Source organism: Silanimonas lenta DSM 16282, assembly GCF_000429065.1.
In the GTDB taxonomy this organism is placed as follows: Bacteria; Pseudomonadota; Gammaproteobacteria; order Xanthomonadales; family Xanthomonadaceae; genus Silanimonas; species Silanimonas lenta.
The window spans coordinates 12996-30701 of the sequence record NZ_AUBD01000014.1; the positions used below are offsets into that span (position 1 = coordinate 12996).

At 71.8% G+C, this 17706-nt stretch carries 13 protein-coding genes; 5 read left to right on the forward strand and 8 right to left on the reverse strand.

Annotated elements, in window-relative coordinates; translation table 11 throughout:
- Window positions 1-66: 66 nt before the first annotated feature.
- Genes G408_RS0107880 through G408_RS0107895 form a run of 4 tightly spaced genes read left to right on the forward strand, consistent with a single transcriptional unit; the run spans window position 67 to window position 3531 of the window.
- Entirely contained in the window at window positions 67-780 is a 714-nt protein-coding gene (locus G408_RS0107880; protein ID WP_028770655.1) for a response regulator transcription factor, read from the forward strand.
- On the forward strand, window positions 777-2093 hold the full coding sequence (locus G408_RS0107885) for a sensor histidine kinase (RefSeq protein WP_028770656.1): 1317 nt from the start codon (window positions 777-779) through the stop codon (window positions 2091-2093). The genes G408_RS0107880 and G408_RS0107885 overlap by 4 nt, the downstream gene beginning before the upstream one ends.
- A gap of 59 nt (window positions 2094-2152) precedes the next feature.
- Complete coding sequence (locus tag G408_RS0107890; RefSeq protein ID WP_084628131.1) at window positions 2153-3175, forward strand: isoaspartyl peptidase/L-asparaginase family protein; 1023 nt, start codon at window positions 2153-2155, stop codon at window positions 3173-3175.
- A 32-nt stretch (window positions 3176-3207) separates the two neighbouring features.
- Window positions 3208-3531: a hypothetical protein gene (locus G408_RS0107895; RefSeq protein ID WP_028770658.1), complete on the forward strand. Its 324-nt coding sequence runs from the start codon at window positions 3208-3210 to the stop codon at window positions 3529-3531.
- 420 nt (window positions 3532-3951) lie between these two features.
- Here the strand turns inward: G408_RS0107895 and G408_RS13780 are convergent, their stop codons facing one another.
- The 8 genes from G408_RS13780 to G408_RS0107935 form a co-directional block, all read right to left on the reverse strand.
- Window positions 3952-4866, reverse strand: coding sequence for an alpha/beta fold hydrolase (locus tag G408_RS13780; protein WP_037412805.1), 915 nt, complete (start codon window positions 4864-4866; stop codon window positions 3952-3954).
- 32 nt (window positions 4867-4898) lie between these two features.
- Window positions 4899-6500 carry a peptide chain release factor 3 gene (locus tag G408_RS0107905; protein ID WP_028770659.1) on the reverse strand — a complete coding sequence of 534 codons (1602 nt, stop codon included), beginning with the start codon at window positions 6498-6500 and terminating at the stop codon, window positions 4899-4901.
- A gap of 103 nt (window positions 6501-6603) precedes the next feature.
- Window positions 6604-7398 carry a M23 family metallopeptidase gene (locus G408_RS13785; protein WP_051282777.1) on the reverse strand — a complete coding sequence of 265 codons (795 nt, stop codon included), beginning with the start codon at window positions 7396-7398 and terminating at the stop codon, window positions 6604-6606.
- Window positions 7389-8513, reverse strand: coding sequence for an NHL repeat-containing protein (locus G408_RS0107915; protein WP_028770660.1), 1125 nt, complete (start codon window positions 8511-8513; stop codon window positions 7389-7391). The genes G408_RS13785 and G408_RS0107915 overlap by 10 nt, the downstream gene beginning before the upstream one ends.
- A 125-nt stretch (window positions 8514-8638) precedes the next feature.
- Entirely contained in the window at window positions 8639-11434 is a 2796-nt protein-coding gene (locus G408_RS0107920) for a TonB-dependent receptor (RefSeq protein WP_028770661.1), read from the reverse strand.
- Between the two features lie 87 nt (window positions 11435-11521).
- A complete protein-coding gene (locus G408_RS13790) occupies window positions 11522-12853 on the reverse strand; it encodes an alkaline phosphatase (protein ID WP_051282781.1) in 1332 nt (443 codons plus the stop codon).
- A 64-nt stretch (window positions 12854-12917) separates the two neighbouring features.
- Window positions 12918-16028, reverse strand: coding sequence for a ligand-binding sensor domain-containing diguanylate cyclase (locus tag G408_RS13795; RefSeq protein ID WP_051282782.1), 3111 nt, complete (start codon window positions 16026-16028; stop codon window positions 12918-12920).
- Between the two features lie 10 nt (window positions 16029-16038).
- Complete coding sequence (locus G408_RS0107935; protein WP_028770662.1) at window positions 16039-17421, reverse strand: L-serine ammonia-lyase; 1383 nt, start codon at window positions 17419-17421, stop codon at window positions 16039-16041.
- 47 nt (window positions 17422-17468) lie between these two features.
- Between G408_RS0107935 and G408_RS0107940 the strand changes: the two genes are divergently transcribed.
- On the forward strand, window positions 17469-17699 hold the full coding sequence (locus G408_RS0107940; protein WP_028770663.1) for a glutaredoxin family protein: 231 nt from the start codon (window positions 17469-17471) through the stop codon (window positions 17697-17699).
- The last annotated feature ends 7 nt before the right edge of the window (window positions 17700-17706 follow it).

Below are 17706 nucleotides of genomic sequence, written 5' to 3' on the forward strand. Positions count from 1 at the left end.
CGCCCAATGCTGGCAGGGTTTCACAAACCTGAACACGCCGTCATCACATCCCTGAAGGAGCCCGCCATGCGCCGTGACGATCCCGCCGGACTGATCCTCGTGGTCGAGGACAACCGCAACCTTTCCGAGATGATGGGCGAATACCTCGAAACCCGCGGCTTCGGCGTGGACTACGCCGGCGACGGCCACGACGGCTACCGCCTGGCCGTGGACAACAGCTACGACGTGATCGTGCTCGATCTCATGCTGCCGCGCATGGACGGCGTGGAGCTGTGCCGGCGCCTGCGCAACGAGGCCAAGAAGAGCACCCCGGTGCTGATGCTCACCGCCCGCGACACCCTGCAGGACAAGGTGATCGGCCTCGACGCCGGTGCCGACGACTACCTCGTCAAGCCCTTCGCCATCCAGGAGCTGGAGGCCCGCCTGCGCGCCCTGATCCGCCGCGACCGCCGGCAGGTGAGCGCCGAGGTGCTGAAGGTGGCCGACCTGGTGCTCGACACCGCCTCGCTGCGGGTAACCCGCGGCGGCAAGGAAATCCAGCTCTCGCCGATCGGCCTGCGCCTGCTCACCATCCTGATGCGCGAATCGCCGCGGGTGGTGAGCCGGCGTGACATCGAGCGCGAGATCTGGGGCGATGGCCTGCCGGATTCCGACACCCTGCGCAGCCATCTGTACAACCTGCGCAAGGCCATCGACCGGCCCTTCGACAAGCCCCTGCTGCACACCGTGCAGACCGCGGGCTACCGTATCGCCGACCTCGACACCGCGCCCTCGGCATGACCGACGCCAGCGGCCTGCGCCGCAAGATCTGGATCGCCTTCATCCTGCAGGCCGCGGCGATCAGCTTCGCCGCGGTGCTGGGCGTCTACGGCGCCTCGGCGGTGTTGAAGCACCTGCTCATCCAGCGCGCCCTCACCGAGGAGGCTGCGCATTTCTGGAAGCGCAGCGAGGCCGACCCGGCCGCGGCGGTGCCCGATACCTTCAACATGACCGGCTTCCTGCGGGTGGACGGCGAGCCGGACGATGCCCTGCCGCCGCCCCTGCGCGGTCTGCCCGAGGGCTACCACAGCCTGCCGCGCTCCGAGGGCGGCTCGCTGGTGCTGGTGGAACGGCGCGGCGACCGCGTGCTCTACCTGCTGTTCAAGCAGGAGCAGGTGGATGCCCTGGCCTTCTGGTTCGGCGTGGTGCCGTTGGCCCTGGTGCTGATCGTGGTCTACATCATCGCCTGGACCACCTACCGGGCCTCGAAGCGCGCCGTCTCGCCGGTGATCTGGCTCGCCTCGCAGGTGCAGCGCTGGGACCCGAAGCATCCCGAGGTGAGCGCGCTGAAGCCCGAGAACCTGCCGGTGGACGTGGAGGGCGAGACCCTGGTGCTCGCTTCCTCCCTGCATGATTTCGGCGTGCGCATCGAAGAGCTGGTGCAGCGCGAGCGCAACTTCACCCGCGATGCCTCGCACGAGCTGCGTACCCCGCTGGCGGTGATCCGCATGGCCACCGAGATGATGCAGGCCGATGCGGTGTGCTCGCCGCGCCAGCAAAAATCGCTGAACCGCATCCATGGCGCGGTGCGCGACATGGAGACCCTGATCGAGGCCTTCCTGATCCTCGCCCGCGACGGCGACACCGGCCTGCCGCCCGAGGCCCTGCGCGCCTCCGCCGTGGTGGAGGAGGAGCTGGAGAAGGCAAGGCCGCTGGTGGCGAACAAGCCGGTGGCGCTCGAGCTGGTGGTGGAGTCGGACTTCCGCCTGGTGGCTCCGCGCCGGGTGGTCTCGGTGCTGATCAGCAACCTGCTGCGCAATGCCTGCTACTACACCGATGCGGGCGCGGTGCGGGTGCACGTGGCGTTCGGCGAGATCCGGGTGGAGGACACCGGCATCGGCATGTCGCCCGAGCAGCTCGAGCGCGTGTTCGAGCCCTTCTGGCGCGCTGATACCCAGCGCGCCGGCGGCCAGGGCATCGGCCTGTCGATCGTGCAGCGGCTCTCGCGCCGCTTCGGCTGGCCGGTGCATCTCGCCAGCGAGGCCGGAAAGGGCACCGTAGCCACGGTGCGCTTCCCGCAGGCCGAGCCGCCCTCCGACGAAGACCTGGATTGAGCCGCAGGCCGACCCCGGCCTAGAGTCGGGGCCTGCCCCTGCGTTCCGGAGCCGTCCCGATGCGTCTTGCCCCCTGCGTCCTGCTGCTCGCCGCCTGCGCCCTTCCCGCCCTGGCCGGGGCCCGCCCGGCTTCGTCGCCGGCGGCGGGCGACGCGCCAGCGCCCGTCGCCCTGGTGATCCACGGTGGCGCCGGCGTGATCACCCGCGAGCAGCTCTCGGAAGCCGATGAGGCGGCCGTGCGCGCCGACCTCGACCGGGCGCTGGATGCCGGCCATGGAGTGCTCGTGGCCGGTGGCACGGCCCTGGAGGCGGTGGTGGCCGCGGTGCGGGTGCTGGAGGACTCGCCCTGGTTCAATGCCGGCAAGGGCGCGGTGTTCACCGCCGAGGGCGGGCATGAACTGGACGCCGCGGTGATGGAGGGGCACACCGGTCGCGCCGGGGCCGTGGCCGGGCTGCGCACGGTGCGGAACCCGGTACTGCTGGCCCGTGCGGTGATGGAGCACACCCCGCATGTGATGCTGGCCGGCGAGGGCGCCGAGCGTTTCGCCGACACCCGCCCCGAGCTCGAGCGGGTGCCGAACGACTGGTTCGACACCCCGCGCCGCCGGGAGCAGCTCGAGGCGGCGCGCGAGCGCGCCCAGCGGCAGGCCGTCACTACCCCGGCCGAGGCCCGCTTCGGCACGGTGGGCGCGGTGGCCCTCGACCGCCACGGCCACATCGCCGCCGCCACCTCCACCGGCGGCATGACCTACAAGCGCTGGGGCCGGGTGGGCGATGCCCCGGTGATCGGCGCCGGCACCTACGCCAGCACGGGCTGCGGCATCAGCACCACCGGCTGGGGCGAGTTCTACCTGCGCAGTGTGGCGGCGCATGCCATCTGCGCCCGGGTGGAACTGCGCGGCGACCCGATCGGGGCCGCCGCCGAGGACGTGATCAACGGCCTCATCCCGGCCATGGGTGGCGACGGCGGGGCCATCGGCCTCGATGCCCGCGGCACCATCGTCATGCCCTTCAATACCGCCGGCATGTACCGCGGCTGGGTGGCGACCGACGGCCGCCGCGGCACCGCCGTGTTCCGCTAGGCTTGAGACCACCGCCGCCCGGGGAGAGCGCCATGTTCGACGAGGAAACCGAACGCATCCGCAAGCAGCAGAAGTTCCTGCAGGATGTCGAGCACGCCATCCGCGACGTCAACCGCGACATCCTGCAGGCGCACATCCGCCGCCTCGACCGCGGCCGCTTCGTGGCCTTCGCCACCCGCGTGGCGGAGCTGCGCGCCGAGTACCTGAAGGCGGCGCTGGCCCTGGCCGAGGGCCGTGGCGGCGAGGACTTCGCCGCCCTGCGCGCCCATCGCCAGGCCTTCGAGGAGGCCCGCGACGCCTTCGCGGCGCTGGAGCGGGCGATCGAGCGCGGGTACGTGGATATCGACGAGGCCTGAGCGCCCGCGGCGGGGCGTTTGCCTGGCGCGGGTGCCATTTCCCGAGGGAGCGCTTGCCTCGCGCGGACGGCGGTCGCGGGAGGCGAGCCTGCCTGCCGCGTGCGGCATTTCGCTCTTCCCTCGGTCGGGGCGACCCGGCCCGCTGCAGCGCAGCGGGCGTTCGTCGCAGGCTGCGGGCAGTGCCCGCAGAGCGCCTGCGCCTCACCCTGCCCCGACTCGGGCGCTCGCCATCCATGGCTCGCTTGCCGCGAAACGCCACCCGCGGCGTCGCGGCTCGCGGCGGAACCCCCGGAGCGCCGCGCCCGCGGGGAGTGCGCCCCCGTGAGCGAGGCAGGACGCCGAGCGTCCGCGAATACGGCGCTGGACGCAGAGTTTGAGCGGCACGGGGGCGCGCTCACCGCGAAGGCAGGCGCTCCGCCCTCAACCCAGCACCCGGTGCCGGCGCCAGAAGCGCAGACCTGCCTCCAGCACCTGCGCCGGGGCTTCCACGTGTGGGTAATGGCCGATGCCGGGCAGCTCCACGAGATCGTCCTCGCCCAAGAGCTCGCGCCAGCGCTGCGCGGCATGGGCGCCGGAGACCGGATCGGCGCTGCCATTGACGAGGGCCATCGGCACCGCCACGCGCTCCAGCGCTCCTACCCAGCGGGCGCGCAGCTGCCGCCGTTCCTTCAGGTAGCCCGACAGGTCGGGCAGCACGCGGCGGCCGTCCTCGGTTTCGAGTAGCTGCCAGAGGCCATCGACGAGGCGTGGATCGGGCGGGGTGTCCGGGCCGAAGACCGAACGCAGGCTGGCGGCGAAGCGGCGGCGGGTGGAGAGCCGGGCCAGCAGCGGGCCGAGCAGGGGCGTGGCCAGCAGGCGCTGGATCGGCCGCGGCCGGTGGGCTTCCGGGAAGATCCCGCCGTTGAGGAACAGCACCGAGCGCAGCTGAGGCCGTGGTTTGCGCCGGTCGAGCTGGCGGGCCAGCAGCTCCTGCGCCACGGTGTCGCCGTAGTCGTGGGCCAGCACGTGGTAGTCCCAGGCGCCTTCGCGGCGCAGCAGCCACTCGCAGAGCTCGGCCTGCTCGATGATGGTGTAGCGGTGGCGTTTCGGCTTGGCCGAATCGCCGAAGCCGAGGAAGTCGAGGGCGAGCAGGGAGAAGTGCTTCGAGAGCGGCTCCCAGAGCGGCGCCCAGTCCCAGCTCGCGGAAGGAAAGCCGTGCAGGAGCAGCAGCACCGGCAGGCGTGGCTCGGTCTGGCGGCGGACGAACAGGCGGCCGAGCGGCGTGGGAATGTGCTCGCCGCCCTCGCGCCAGTGGCCAAGCTCGAAGAAGCCAGGATCGCTTCCGTCCGGCGGCATCGGGGAGGGAGAGCCAGGGGCCACGGGCGGCGTCAGTCCACCGCCACCGAGGCGGCATGCTCGCGGGTGGCCTCGAAGCGCACGTCGGGGGCGCGCTCCTGGGCGAGCTGCAGGTTCACCCGCGAGGGCGCGAGATAGACCAGGTGGCCGGCGGCATCCACGGCGAGGTTCATGGCGTTCTTCTCGCGGAAGGCCTCGAGCGTCCGCTCGTCCTTCGCGTACACCCAGCGCGCGGTCTGCACCGGCACCGGCTCGAAGCTGGCGTCCACGCCGTATTCGTCCTTGAGGCGGTAGGCCACCACGTCGAACTGCAGCATGCCCACGGCGCCGAGGATCAGGTCGTTGCTCATCAGCGGGCGGAAGAACTGGGTGGCGCCTTCCTCGCTGAGCTGGGCCAGGCCCTTCTGCAGCTGCTTTAGCTTGAGCGGGTCGCGCAGCCGGGCGCGGCGGAACAGCTCGGGGGCGAAGTTGGGGATGCCGGTGAAGCTGATCGCCTCGCCCTCGCTGAAGCTGTCGCCGATGGCGATGGTGCCGTGGTTGTGGATGCCGATCACGTCGCCCGGCCAGGCTTCGGCGGCGATCTCGCGGTCCGAGGCCATGAAGGTCAGGGCATTGGCGAGCTTGAGTTCCTTGCCGGTGCGCGGGTGGAACACCTTCATCCCGGCGCTGAAGCGCCCGGAGCAGACGCGCATGAAGGCCACCCGGTCGCGGTGCTGCGGGTCCATATTGGCCTGGATCTTGAACACGAAGCCGGTGAGCTTCTCCTCCTCCGGGTGCACTTCGCGGGTGGTGGTGGCGCGCGGCCGCGGCGGCGGGGCGTGCTCGACGAAGAAGTCGAGCAGCAGCTGTACGCCGAAGTTGTTCACCGCCGAGCCGAAGAACACCGGGGTCTGCCGGCCTTCGAGGTAGGCCTGGGCGTCGAAGGGGTTGGAAGCCCCCTGCACCAGTTCCAGTTCGTCGCGCAGCGCGGCCAGTTCCTGCGCGCCGAGACGGCGCTCCAGCTCGGGGTCGTCGAGCTTCAGGATGGTGGAGTCCTGGCGGGTGAAGTTCCGGCCCGGCTCGAACAGGTGGACTTCGTCGTCGACGAGGTGCACCACGCCCTTGAGGCGGCTGCCCATGCCGATCGGCCAGGTGATCGGCGCGCACTGGATGCCGAGCACCTTCTCCACTTCGTCGAGCAGTTCCAGCGGCTCCTTGCCCTCGCGGTCGAGCTTGTTGATGAAGCTCATGATCGGCGTGTCGCGCATGCGGCACACCTCCATCAGCTTGATGGTGCGTTCCTCCACGCCCTTGGCGCAGTCGATCACCATCAGCGCCGAGTCCACCGCGGTGAGCACGCGGTAGGTGTCCTCGCCGAAGTCGGCGTGGCCCGGGGTGTCGAGCAGGTTGACGATCTTGCCCTCGTAGGGGAACTGCATCACCGAGCTGGTGACCGAGATGCCGCGCTCCTTTTCCAGCGCCATCCAGTCGGAGGTGGCGTGGCGGGCGGCCTTGCGGCCCTTCACCGAGCCGGCCATCTGGATCGCCCCGCCGAACAGCAGCAGCTTCTCGGTCAGCGTGGTCTTGCCGGCGTCGGGGTGGGAGATGATGGCGAAGGTCCGGCGGCGCCGGGTTTCGGTGCTTTGCTGGGACATGCGGGCCACGCCGGACACGGGGCCGGCGGCTCGGGGAAGCGGGAAGGGCGGCGATTATACGCCGCGGCGCCGGGCGGCCCTGTTCCTGGGCCGGCGGCCGGGTTCAGTCGCCGGTGGGCAGCAGGCCGCCGCCGGGTGCTGCCATGCGGAAGGGCAGCGAGAGCAGCTCGCGGCCGTCGTTCACCTGCACTGCGAAGTGCAGGTGCGGGGCCGTGCTCCAGCCCACGCTGCCCACCGCGGCCAGCACCTGCCCGGCGGCCACGGCCTCGCCGGTCCGCACCCGGGCGCTGCCGTGGGCGATGTGGGCGTACAGGCCCATCGAGCCGTCGGCATGCAGCACCCGCACGAGGTTGCCGCGTTCCTTCAGCGCCGCATCGGTGCCGCCTTCGCGGAACTGGTCGATCACCTGCATCACCATGCCCTCGCGGGCGGCCAGCACCGGCGTGCCTTCGGCGGCGGCAAGATCGATGGCGAACCAGTTGGCCGCATCGCGGTGGCTGGCGCGGCCGCCGAAGCCCTGGGTCAGGGTCCAGGCCGAGCCGGCCGCGAGCGGAAAGGCATAGGGGCGGCGTTGCTCCGGGGGCAGGGGCAGGGGCGCGCCGGGCCGGGCTTCGGAGGCCAGTTCGGCCACGTCCCCGCCCGGGAAGCGGCCCAGACGGCGGTATTCGCCGGCCTCGAGCACGGCGCTGCTGCGCTCATGCGGTCGGCGCGGGTCCCAGACCAGCACCTGCACCGGCCCGCCGAGGCGGTTCTGTACCAGCGCCGTGCGCTCGCCGGAGGGCAGGCGCTCGGCGGCGAGGTCGATGCTGGCCTGCTGCGCGATCGAGGGCGATGACACGAATGCCGCGGCCAGCACGGCAGGGGCGGCGGCGCGAAGGCTGCGGTGGTTCAGGGGCATGTCTCGGGCAGGCCCAGGGTGCGCGCGATGTCGCGCCAGTCAAAGGCGCTGAAGGCCTCGTCGCCGTTCGAGGCATAGAGCACGCCGGCGGGGAAGCGGGCGCTGGGCGCCTGCGAGAGCCAGAGGCCGTCGGTGAGCGAGGTCGCCTCGCCGGTGAACTGGCCGAGCGGCGCCAGGGTGGTGCGGTCGAAGACGTGGAAGACGCTGCGGTCGTGGAACTGGTCGGCGCCGATCCACACGCCACTGCCGTCGGGGCAGGCCCAGAGGGCGAGGCCCTCGGCCTGGGCGGAGAACGCGCCCACGCCCATGTCGCGGCCGGTATAGCGGCCCTCGAGATCGTAGACGCGGTAGCCGGTGCCGGTAGGCACGTCCTCTTCGGCCACCAGCAGGCGGCCATGCCCGGGGTCGCCCACCACCGATTCCACCACCCTGAGCGCGCCGGCGGGCGAGGTGTCGCCAGCCGCGCCGGCGAAGCGCGCCGAAACGGCGTCTCCATCCACCAGCAGGGTATAGCGCTTGAGCCGGGCATCGAGCTTCGCCAGCGCCGGCACGATCTCGTGGCGCTCGCCTTCCATGTAGCTGTCGGTCACCCAGACCTCGAGCGTGCCGGCCTCCGGCTCGTGCAGCCACAGGCCGTAGGGCGAGCGCAACTCGGCCTCGCCGAAGGTGGCGAGCGGAGTGAAACCGGGCAGGGAGAGCACCTGCACGCGGCGGTTGTCGCGCTCGGCCACGAAGAGCCGGTCGCCCCAGGCGAACACCCCATTCGGGCGGTCGAAGCGGCCGGGCTCGGGACCGCGCCCGCCGACGCGGTGGAGCAGGGCGCCGGTTTCGCCATCGAAGACCACGAGCTGGTGGGTCTTCTTCGCGCTGCCGATCAGCCAGCGGCCGCCGCCGGGGGCGGACCAGGCCGTGGGCGAGTCGAACTCGTCGGCCGGGCTGCTCGGCGTGATGAAGGCCTCGCGGATCTGCGGCGGATCGAGGGGCGTATCCGCCAGCATCGGCCCCGGGGTGCCGGGCTCGTCGGGCTCGCGGCCGGGCACCGCAGCCCGCCAGCTGGCGCAGCCGGCGAGCAGGGCGAGCAGGAGAAGGAGCGCGAATCGCGCCGGTTCTGGGATCGGGAGCAGGCTGCGGGGCATGGGCGTATCCGGTGAAGGCCGCCAGCATAGCGATGGGCCACCCCGAAAGACACGAAGCCCGCCGGGGGGGGGGGCGGGCTTCGTGGGCTTGCCCCAGGAGGGCTTCAGAGCTTGTAGCGCAGACCCAGCTTCCAGAAGCGGCCGAAGCCCTCCAGTTCGAACACCCGGTTGCGGTTGCCCTGGAAGCGCCGCTGCAGGCTGTCGGTGAGGTTGTTGGCCTCGGCGAACACTTCCCAGTGCCCGTCGATGGCGTAGCTCGCGCTCAGGTCCAGCACCGGGCGGGCGTCCCAGTAGACGTTGAGGCTGTCGTCGTCGACGTCGAATTCCTGGATGAACTTCGAGCGGCGGGTGTAGCTCAGGCGGGTGTTGAAGCCGGCCTTCTCGTAGGACAGCGCCACGTTGAGGTTGTTGCGCGAGGTGCCGGGCAGCTCGGTCTTGCCGATGCCGAGCGGCAGCTCGGCCTCCGACTCGGCATAGGTGTAGTTGGTGTAGAGGCCAAAGCCGTCGAAGGGTGCCGGCAGCCAGTCGAAGCTCTGCTGCCAGGCGAGCTCGAGGCCCGAGATGTGGCCGTCCTTGCCGTTCAGCGGCTGGGTGATGCGCAGTGCGTCAGGTCCCGTGCCCACCGTCGTGCTGGCGATGAAGATCGGGTCGCGCAGTTCCTTGTGGAACACCGCCGCCGAGACCAGGCCCAGCGGACGCAGGTAGCGCTCCACCGAGGCATCGAAGTTGTGCGAGTAGGTGGCCTTGAGATCCGGGTTGCCGGCGGTGGCGGTGCGGGCGTTGTCGTCGATGGCCAGCCGCGGCACGGTGTCCGGGTAGTTCGGGCGGCGCACCGCGGTGGAGTAGGACCAGCGGTAGACCGTGTCGGCATCGCCCTCGAAGCGGAAATGCAGGCTGGGCAGCAGCTTCACGTAGTCGCGCTCGACCGCCTGCGGGGTGATCTGCCCGGTGTTGATGGCGAAGCGGTTGGCGAAGCCCTCGGTGCTGGTGCGCTCGTAGCGCAGGCCGGTGACCAGGGTCAGGCGGTCCCAGTGGGCATCGAGACGCAGGTAGGCGGCGTGGATGTCCTCCGAGGAGCGGTAGTCGTTGACCACCGAATCGGCCACCAGCGGCCGCAGGTTGGCGTTGCGGAAGGCCTCGATGGTGCCATCGGAGAAGATCGACTGGCAGTACTCGCGGCCGAACAGGTAGCGGCCGAAGTTGTTCGAGACCGTATCGCAGAGCAGGCCGGCGTAGGCCGGGGTGCCGGCCGCCACCGAGTTGCGGAATCGGTCGTCGTTGCTCACCTTGTCGCGCAGGCGCGAGCGCAGGCCGAACTTGACCGTGCCGTAGTCGCCCAGCCACTCCTGGTCACGCAGGAGGTCGATGCGGAAGCTGTTCTCGCTCTCGTCGGCCTGCTCGAAGCGGCGGTTGTAGCGGCGGAAGGCGTAGGTCGACTCGGCGATGTTGATGCCCTCCTGGCGCACCGAGCCGTCGGGGTTGAGCAGGGTGTAGCGCGGGAAGTCCGGATTGCTGTAGTCGTAGCGCAGCGGCGGGCGCAGGGTGGAGCGGTAGATCACCTGCTGGCGGCTCGGGATGTCGAACTCGCCCTCGCTGCGACCGGCCTGCCAGGTCAGCGCCCAGTCGCCGAGGTAGTGCTCACCGCCCAGGTTCAGGGTGCGGATGCGCTGTTCCTGGATGCGCTCACGGATCTCCTTGTCGAAGGTGGCGCGGCCGAACTCGCCGCCGGCCTGGGTGGCGCCGGGGCGCGGCTGCTCGAAGGTGATGCCGAACAGGTTGCGGTATTCCTTGTCGCGGAACTTTGAGGCCGAGGCGATGGCGTAGACGAGGTGGTTCTCGTCGAGGCGGGCATCGAAGCGGCCGGAGAAGCCGGTGCGGGTGCGGGTGCCGTCGTAGTCCTTGATCTCGGTGAGCGTGGGCAGGAACTGCCCGGTACTGGTGTTGCGCTGGAAGGTGGTCTCGATGTTCTCGGTGAAGCGGCCCTGGCGGCTGCCCGAGGCGGAGATGAGCAGGCCGAGGTTGCGCTCGGCGCCGAAGCGGTTGCCCAGGGTCAGCTTGGCGGCATCGTTGTCGCCCGGGCCGAGCTGGTAGCGACCGCCGGCGATCGAGGCGCGCACCGTCGGGCCCTCGCGGTCGAGCGCGCTCTGGGTGCGGATGTTGATGTTGCCGGCGATGGCATCGCCATCCATGTCCGGGGTCAGGGCCTTGGTCACCTCCATCGCCGCGATCACGTCGGAGGGAATGGTGTCGAGCTCGACCGCGCGGCGGGTGGGGTTCGGCGCCGAGAGCGGCAGGCCGTCCACCGAGACGCTGGTGAACTCCAGCGGTGCGCCGCGCACGCTGACATAGCGGCCCTCGCCCTGGTCGCGCTCGATGGCCACGCCCGGGATGCGCTGGGTGGCCTCGGCCACGTTGGCGTCGGGGAAGCGGCCGAGCAGGTCGGCCGAGACCACGTTGGTGTAGTTGGTGGTGGTGCGCTGCTGGTTCAGGGCCAGGGCCTGGGCGTCGCGGCTGGCGCGCACTTCCACGCGCTCGAGGATCTGCGTGGTCGAGACGAGCACCACCTCGGCGCGGGCGCCGCGCCCGGCGTCCACCTCGATCTCGAAGCGCTGCGGGGCATAGCCCACGAAGTCCACCTCCACCGTATGGCGCCCGGCCGGCAGGCCGGCGACGCGGAAGCGGCCCTCGCGGTTGCTGCTGGTGACGATGCCCGCCACCGAGATCCTGGCGCCATCGAGGAACTGGCCGGAAACCCCTTCCTTCACCGTGCCGGTGAGGGTGCCGGCGCTGCGGGTGGCGGCCACCCGGGGCTCGGCCGCCTGGCTGGGGGCGGGAGTGAGGCTGGCCGCGAGGGCGAGCGCCACGGCGGCGCTGATCAGTGCGGGGCGAAGGGCGGGCACGGGTGAGGCTCCTGCGAACGGAAAACCAAACTTTCACGTTCGCCGGTGACACGCCCATGACGCGGGCGTGTCGTCCGTGTGTCGCCCTCAGTCGAGCGAGGTGTCGAAGAGGCCGAGGTAGAGCGCCTTGTAGACCTCGGTGGCGTCGATGGTGCCCTCGAGGCGGACCGCGCCCGGGCCCATGCCGCGCGCCACCAGGCCGCCGGCGCTGTCCGAGTCGCTGGCCCAGGTGAGGTAGAAGGGGATGCGGTGGCCGTCGCGGTCCGGCGGGGTGAGGAAGGGTTCGCCCTTGTCGCTGGACAGGGGCGAGCCCACCGCGGTCCTGTCCGGCAGCGGTCGCGGCAGTTCGTCGAGGTCGTCCGAGGTGGCATTCAGGCCGGCGTTGTCGGAATCGGAGGCCACGATCACGGTGAGGCCGGGATCGCGCTTCGCCTCCGCCACCGCCAGGGCGATGGCGCGGTCGGCGCCGATCGCCGCCTCCAGCGTGGCCGGGGCATTGTTCTCGCCGGAGAGGTTGTCCGTCGCTTCCTCGTTGCCGACGATGAAGTAGCCGTTCGGCGCGCCGCGGAAGCGCTCGAGGATGAAGGCCAGCATCTCGTCGAAGCGCGGGGCCTGCGGCTGGAAGGGCGGCAGGCCCTGTTCGCGCATGGTGTCCTCGTCGACTTCGTTGAAGGTCTCCTCGTGGGCGAACAGGCCGAGCACGCGCCCGGCCTCGGGCGGCAGGGCCAGCAGTTCCTCGCGGGTGAAGACCACGGTGTAGCCCGCGGCCCTGGCTTCCTCGACGAGGTTGCGGCCGTCCTCGCGCGAGCCTTCGCCGTGGCGGCCCATCACGCCTTTCGGCAGGAAATGGGTCTCGCCGCCGCCGAGCGCGATGTCGGGGCGGGCAGCCAGCACCTGCGAGACGATCTCGGCGGCGTCTTTGCGCTCGCGCACCGAGGCGAGGAAGGCGCCGGTGCCCGGCTCGGCCAGGGTCGAGGAGTTGAACACCGCCACCTTCTTTCCGGCGGCCTGGGCCTCGCGCATCAGGCTCATGGCCTTGCCGGAGGCAGCCACCGGCACTTTACCGTCGATCATGCCGAAGCTGTCCAGCTTCGCCCGCACGCCGAAGGCATGGGTGGTGGCGCCGGCGTTCGAGCTCTGGTTCACCGCCTCGGCGGTGGGGCCGACATAGAGCGCCACCCGCGGCAGAGCATCCCAGGCCAGCCGGCCGTCCGGGCCGACGAACATCAGCCGGGTAGCCATCCAGGTGTTCGCGCCCATGCCGTCGGGGTGCAGGAAGATGGCGCTGCGCGGGCTGGCAGGGGCAGGGGGAGTGGCCTCCGCGGCCGGAGCAGGATCGCCCTTGGTGCAGGCGGCGAGGAGCAGCACGAACGGGGCGGCGAGGACGAGACGCAAGGCAGGCAGGGGGCGCAGCGGCATGCGGCAGACTCCATGAAGAAAACGCCCGAGCCTAGGCGGAGCGGATGACAGTTTCGGGTCGGGTTCAGGCCGCTGATCCGGACGACCGGCCAGGCGGGCCGGAGAGCACCAGCACCAGGCCGGCGGCCGCGGGGTCGGCATTGGGGTCCTCGCGGAAGACCCGGGCGCCGGTCTCGGGATCCGCGCCCGGGGCGGGCTGCCAGAGGGCCCAGCCATTGCGTCCTTCCGCCTTCACTCGGTACAGGGCGCGGTCCGCCAGCGCGATCATCTGCTCCCAGCTCGGCACGCCGCGGATGCCGGGAAACAGCGGATAGGCGGCGAAGCCGACCGAGCAGGTCACCGTGGCCTGGGTGCCATCGCCGAAGTCGAAAGGCGTGCCGGCGATCCTGTGCCGGATGCGTTCGCCCAGGGTGGGCAGATGGCGCCGGGGCAGGGGGCGGAACACCAGCAGGAATTCCTCGCCGCCCCAGCGCACGCTGTAGTCGCCGCTGCGCACCAGCCCCTCCAGCCGGCGGGCGAACTGCTGCAGCACGAGGTCGCCGGCCTGGTGGCCATGCACATCGTTGATGCGCTTGAAGTGGTCGATGTCGATCAGGGCGAAGGCCATCACCTCGTCCTGCGCCGCCTCGGCCATCGATTCACGGTCGTAGAAGGCGATGTCGGCAGGAATCTGGCCGGCGAGGTAGCGGCGGTTGCGCAGGCCGGTGAGCGGGTCGGTGAGGCTGGCCTCGCGCAGGCGGCGGTTGGCCTCCTCGAGGGCCTCGGTACGCTGGCGCACCAGGGCCTCCAGGCGCTCGCGCTGCTGCCGGTGGCGCCGCACCTGCCAGCGGTAGGCCGCGGTGGCGAGCAGGCCGGCCAGGGCGAGCAGGAGCAGCCTGAAGCCGGTGGTCTCGTGGAAATAGGGCGCGATGCGGAAGCGGAGGCGGGCCGGGGTCTCGGCCCAGCGGCCGTCGTTGTTCGCCGCCAGCACCTCGAAGGTGTAGGGGCCGGGGGGCAGGTTGGTGTAGCGCAGGCTGCGCCGTGAGGGGTCGTCGAGCAGCCGCCAGTCCTGGTCGTAGCCGACCAGCCGCACCTTGAGATCGACGCTGGCCGGGGCCTGGAAGGAGAGCGCGGTGAACTCGAAATCGAGGTCGCGGGCCTCGGCCCCGAGCTCGAGCACCGCCTCGCCCCGGCCCAGCACGTCGATCCAGGCTTCCCGGGCGCGGACGCGCTCGATGACGGTAGCCGGCGGGTGCGGGTTGTGGCGGATGGCGGCGGCGTCCATCACCACCACGCCGTCGCGGGTGGGCAGCCACAGCTCGCTGCCGGCGAGGAAGCCCTTGGCCAGCCCGGCGCCATTGCAGCAGTAGCCTTTCTGCCCGCCACGGCGGTCGCCGCGTTCGTTGAGCAGCATCTCGCCGCGCAGGCCCCGGCGGCGGTCGGCCAGGGCGGCATCGAGATCGGCGAGCGGCACCCGGTAGATGCCGCGCAGGCCGGCCACCCACAGATAGCCGCCGTGGTCGGTGAGGAAGAAGGCCGAGTTCACCGGCAGGCCGTCGGCGCTGCCGAACACCTGCCAGTGGCCCCGCCCGTCCTCGAGCGCGATCCGCTCGTCCAGGGTGCCGAGCACCCGCCGGCCGTCGGCCAGGGCGTGGATGGCGGTGATGTCCATGGTTTCGTCGAGGCCGGCGCCGCTGCCCACCGGCTGCAGGGCGTCGTCGTCCACGCGGAACAGGCCGCCCTGGGTGCCCACCAGCAGCTGCCGGCCATCGTGGTGCAGCACCCGCGCGGGCGGCACCGGGCCGCCGTCGGCGCGGTGGACGGGGCGCAGGCGGCCTTCGCCGTCGAGCACGGAAAGGCCGCGGGTCCCGGCAATCCACAGCCGGCCGTCGGGGGTTCTCAGGAGGGCATTGATCTGCGAGCCGTCCAGGGCCTCCAGGCCAAGGGGCGTGTGCAGGCGGCCGTCCGCCTCGCGGCGCACCAGGCCGCCGCGGGTGCCGATCCACAGCCCGCCGGCCTCGGGCAGCAGGGTGTAGACATTGGCATGCGGCAGGGCCGCGCCCGGCACCACCCGGGTGAAACGCCGGCCATCGAACACCGCGAGGCCGTCATTGGTGCCCACCCAGGTGCGGCCGTCGGCATCGCGGGCGAGCGACCAGACCAGCGGGTCGTGCAGGCCCTCGGGCACCGAGTAGCGGCGGGTCCAGCCATCGCGCACCCGCAGCAGCCCGGCCCACTGGCTGCCGAGCCAGAGGTTGCCTTCGTGGTCCTCGGCGATCGCCCGCACCGAGAGTCCGACCGGCGCCTCGCGCACCCATTCGTGCACCTCGCCGCCGCGCAGCCGTGCGAGGTGGGTGGTGGTGGCCACCCAGAGGCTGCCCGCGGCATCGACGTACAGGGCCTCGATCGCGCTGCGGGCGAGCTCCGGGTCGGCCTCGAAGCGCTCCCAGCCGCCTTCCGGCCGGCGGCGGAACAGGCCGGCGCTGGTGCCGGCCCAGAGCCGCCCGCCTTCCTCGGCCAGCCGGGTGACGGTGGCAGACTCGGCCTCCGCGGGCAGGGGCTCGAACTGCGGCTCCCCACCCGCGCCGGGCAGGGTGTAAAGGCCGCCGCGGCTGCCGACGAGCAGGCCCTCCGGCCGCGCCAGCAGGGCGTGGGCCGGGCGCGGCAGGGGGTAGCGCAGGCGCAGTTCGTCGTCCTCGACCACCGAGACCCCGCCGGCATGGCTGGCATGCAGGCGGCCCGCGGCATCGAAGGCCAGGGCCAGCAGGTCGGGGCGGGGCGTGGCATGCCCGGCATCGGCCGGGACGGCGTGGAACTGCCCCGCCTCGTGGACCCCGAGGCCGCGGTAGGTCGCCACCCAGAGCCGGCCATCGGGCCCGGCCCGCAGGTCGCGGATCCACTGCCCGGGCAGGCCGGGGCTGGACTCCGGCCGGTAGGCGGTGAAGCGGATGCCGTCGAAGCGGGCGAGGCCGGCCTGGGTGCCGGCCCAGACATAGCCCTGCCGGTCCTGGGCGATGGCGAGCACGCTGATCTGCGGCAGGCCCTCCTCGATGCTCCAGGCATCGCGCACGCAGTGGTGGAAGGCCTTGCCCGGGTCCAGCGCCGCGGCCGGGCCGGCGAGCGCCGCGGCCGCCAGCGCGAGTCCGGCCAGGCAGGCCTTCCAGGCGGGCGGTGGGCGGGGGGGCGGGGGCGTCATGCCCCCTAGTTCAGCACTCGATGACGTTCACCGCCAGCCCGCCGCGGCTGGTCTCCTTGTACTTGTCGCGCATGTCGCGGCCGGTCTCGCGCATGGTCTTGATGACCTTGTCGAGCGAGACCTTGTGGCTGCCGTCGCCGCGCAGCGCCATGCGGCTGGCATTGATGGCCTTCACCGCGCCCATGGCATTGCGTTCGATGCAGGGGATCTGCACGAGGCCGCCGATCGGGTCGCAGGTCAGGCCGAGGTTGTGTTCCATGCCGATCTCGGCGGCGTTCTCCACCTGCGCCGGGCTGCCGCCGAGCGCGGCGGTGAGGCCGGCGGCGGCCATCGAGCAGGCCACCCCCACCTCGCCCTGGCAGCCCACCTCCGCGCCGCTGATGCTGGCGTTCTCCTTGTAGAGGATGCCCACCGCCGCGGCGGTGAGCAGGAAGTCGTGGACGCCCTCGCGGCTCGCCTGCGGGCAGAAGCGCTCGTAGTAGTGGCCCACCGCCGGGATGATGCCGGCGGCGCCATTGGTGGGCGCGGTCACCACCCGGCCGCCGGCGGCGTTCTCCTCGTTCACCGCCAGGGCATAGAGGTTCACCCAGTCGAGGATGGTGAGCGGGTCGCGCAGCGCCGCCTCGGGCCGGGCCTGCAGCTCGCGCGCCAGCGCCGGGGCGCGGCGGCCCACCTTCAGGCCGCCCGGCAGCACGCCTTCCTCGCGGATGCCGCGGGCCACGCAGGCGCGCATGGCATCCCAGATCCGGTCGAGGCCCTCGCGGATCTCCGCCTCCGGCCGCCAGGCCTTCTCGTTCTCGAACATCAGCCGGGCGATCGACAGGCCGCTCTCCCGGCAGCGGGCCAAGAGCTCGTCGCCGGAGTGGAAGGGGTAGGGCAGCTCGGTGGTGTCGGCCACGATGCGGTCTTCCGCCGCCTCGTCCTGGTTCACCACGAAGCCGCCGCCCACCGAGTAGTAGTCGCGGGTGGCGATCACGCCGCCGTCGGCGGCGTAGGCGGTGAAGCGCATGCCATTGGTGTGGTAGGGCAGCTTCTCGCGCTTGTTGAACACGAGGTCGCGCTTCTCGTCGAAATCGATCTCGTGCCGGCCCATCAGGCGGATGCGCCTGGTGCCGCGGATGCGCTCCAGCGCGCCGGGAATCAGGTCGGGATCGATGCGGTCCGGCCAGTGGCCCTCCAGCCCCATCAGCACCGCCTTGTCGGTGCCGTGCCCGCGCCCGGTGAGCGCCAGCGAGCCGTAGAGCTCGCCGCGCACCCGCGCCACCCGTCCGAGCTGGCCTGGCTCCACCAGCCAGCGCTCGAGGAAGCGCGCCGCGGCGCGCATCGGGCCCACGGTGTGCGAGGAGGACGGCCCGATGCCGATCTTGAAGAGGTCGAACAGGCTGACGGCCATGGCGGCGCGGACGGCGAGGGTTCAGGACGGGCGCATAGTCTAGCGGCATGGCCCTTGCCCTCTACCAGCGCGACGACTGCCATTTGTGCGATGCCGCATTGGCGGTGCTCGCCGAGGCCGGCGTGCCGGCCTTCGAGAGCGTGTGGATCGATGGCGATGCGGCGCTGGAAGCGCGTTACGGCACGCGGGTGCCGGTGCTGCGCGACGAGGACAGCGGTCTTGAGTTGGCCTGGCCCTTCGATGCCCTCGCGGTACGGGCGTTGCTCGGCAGCACCTGAAGTCTTC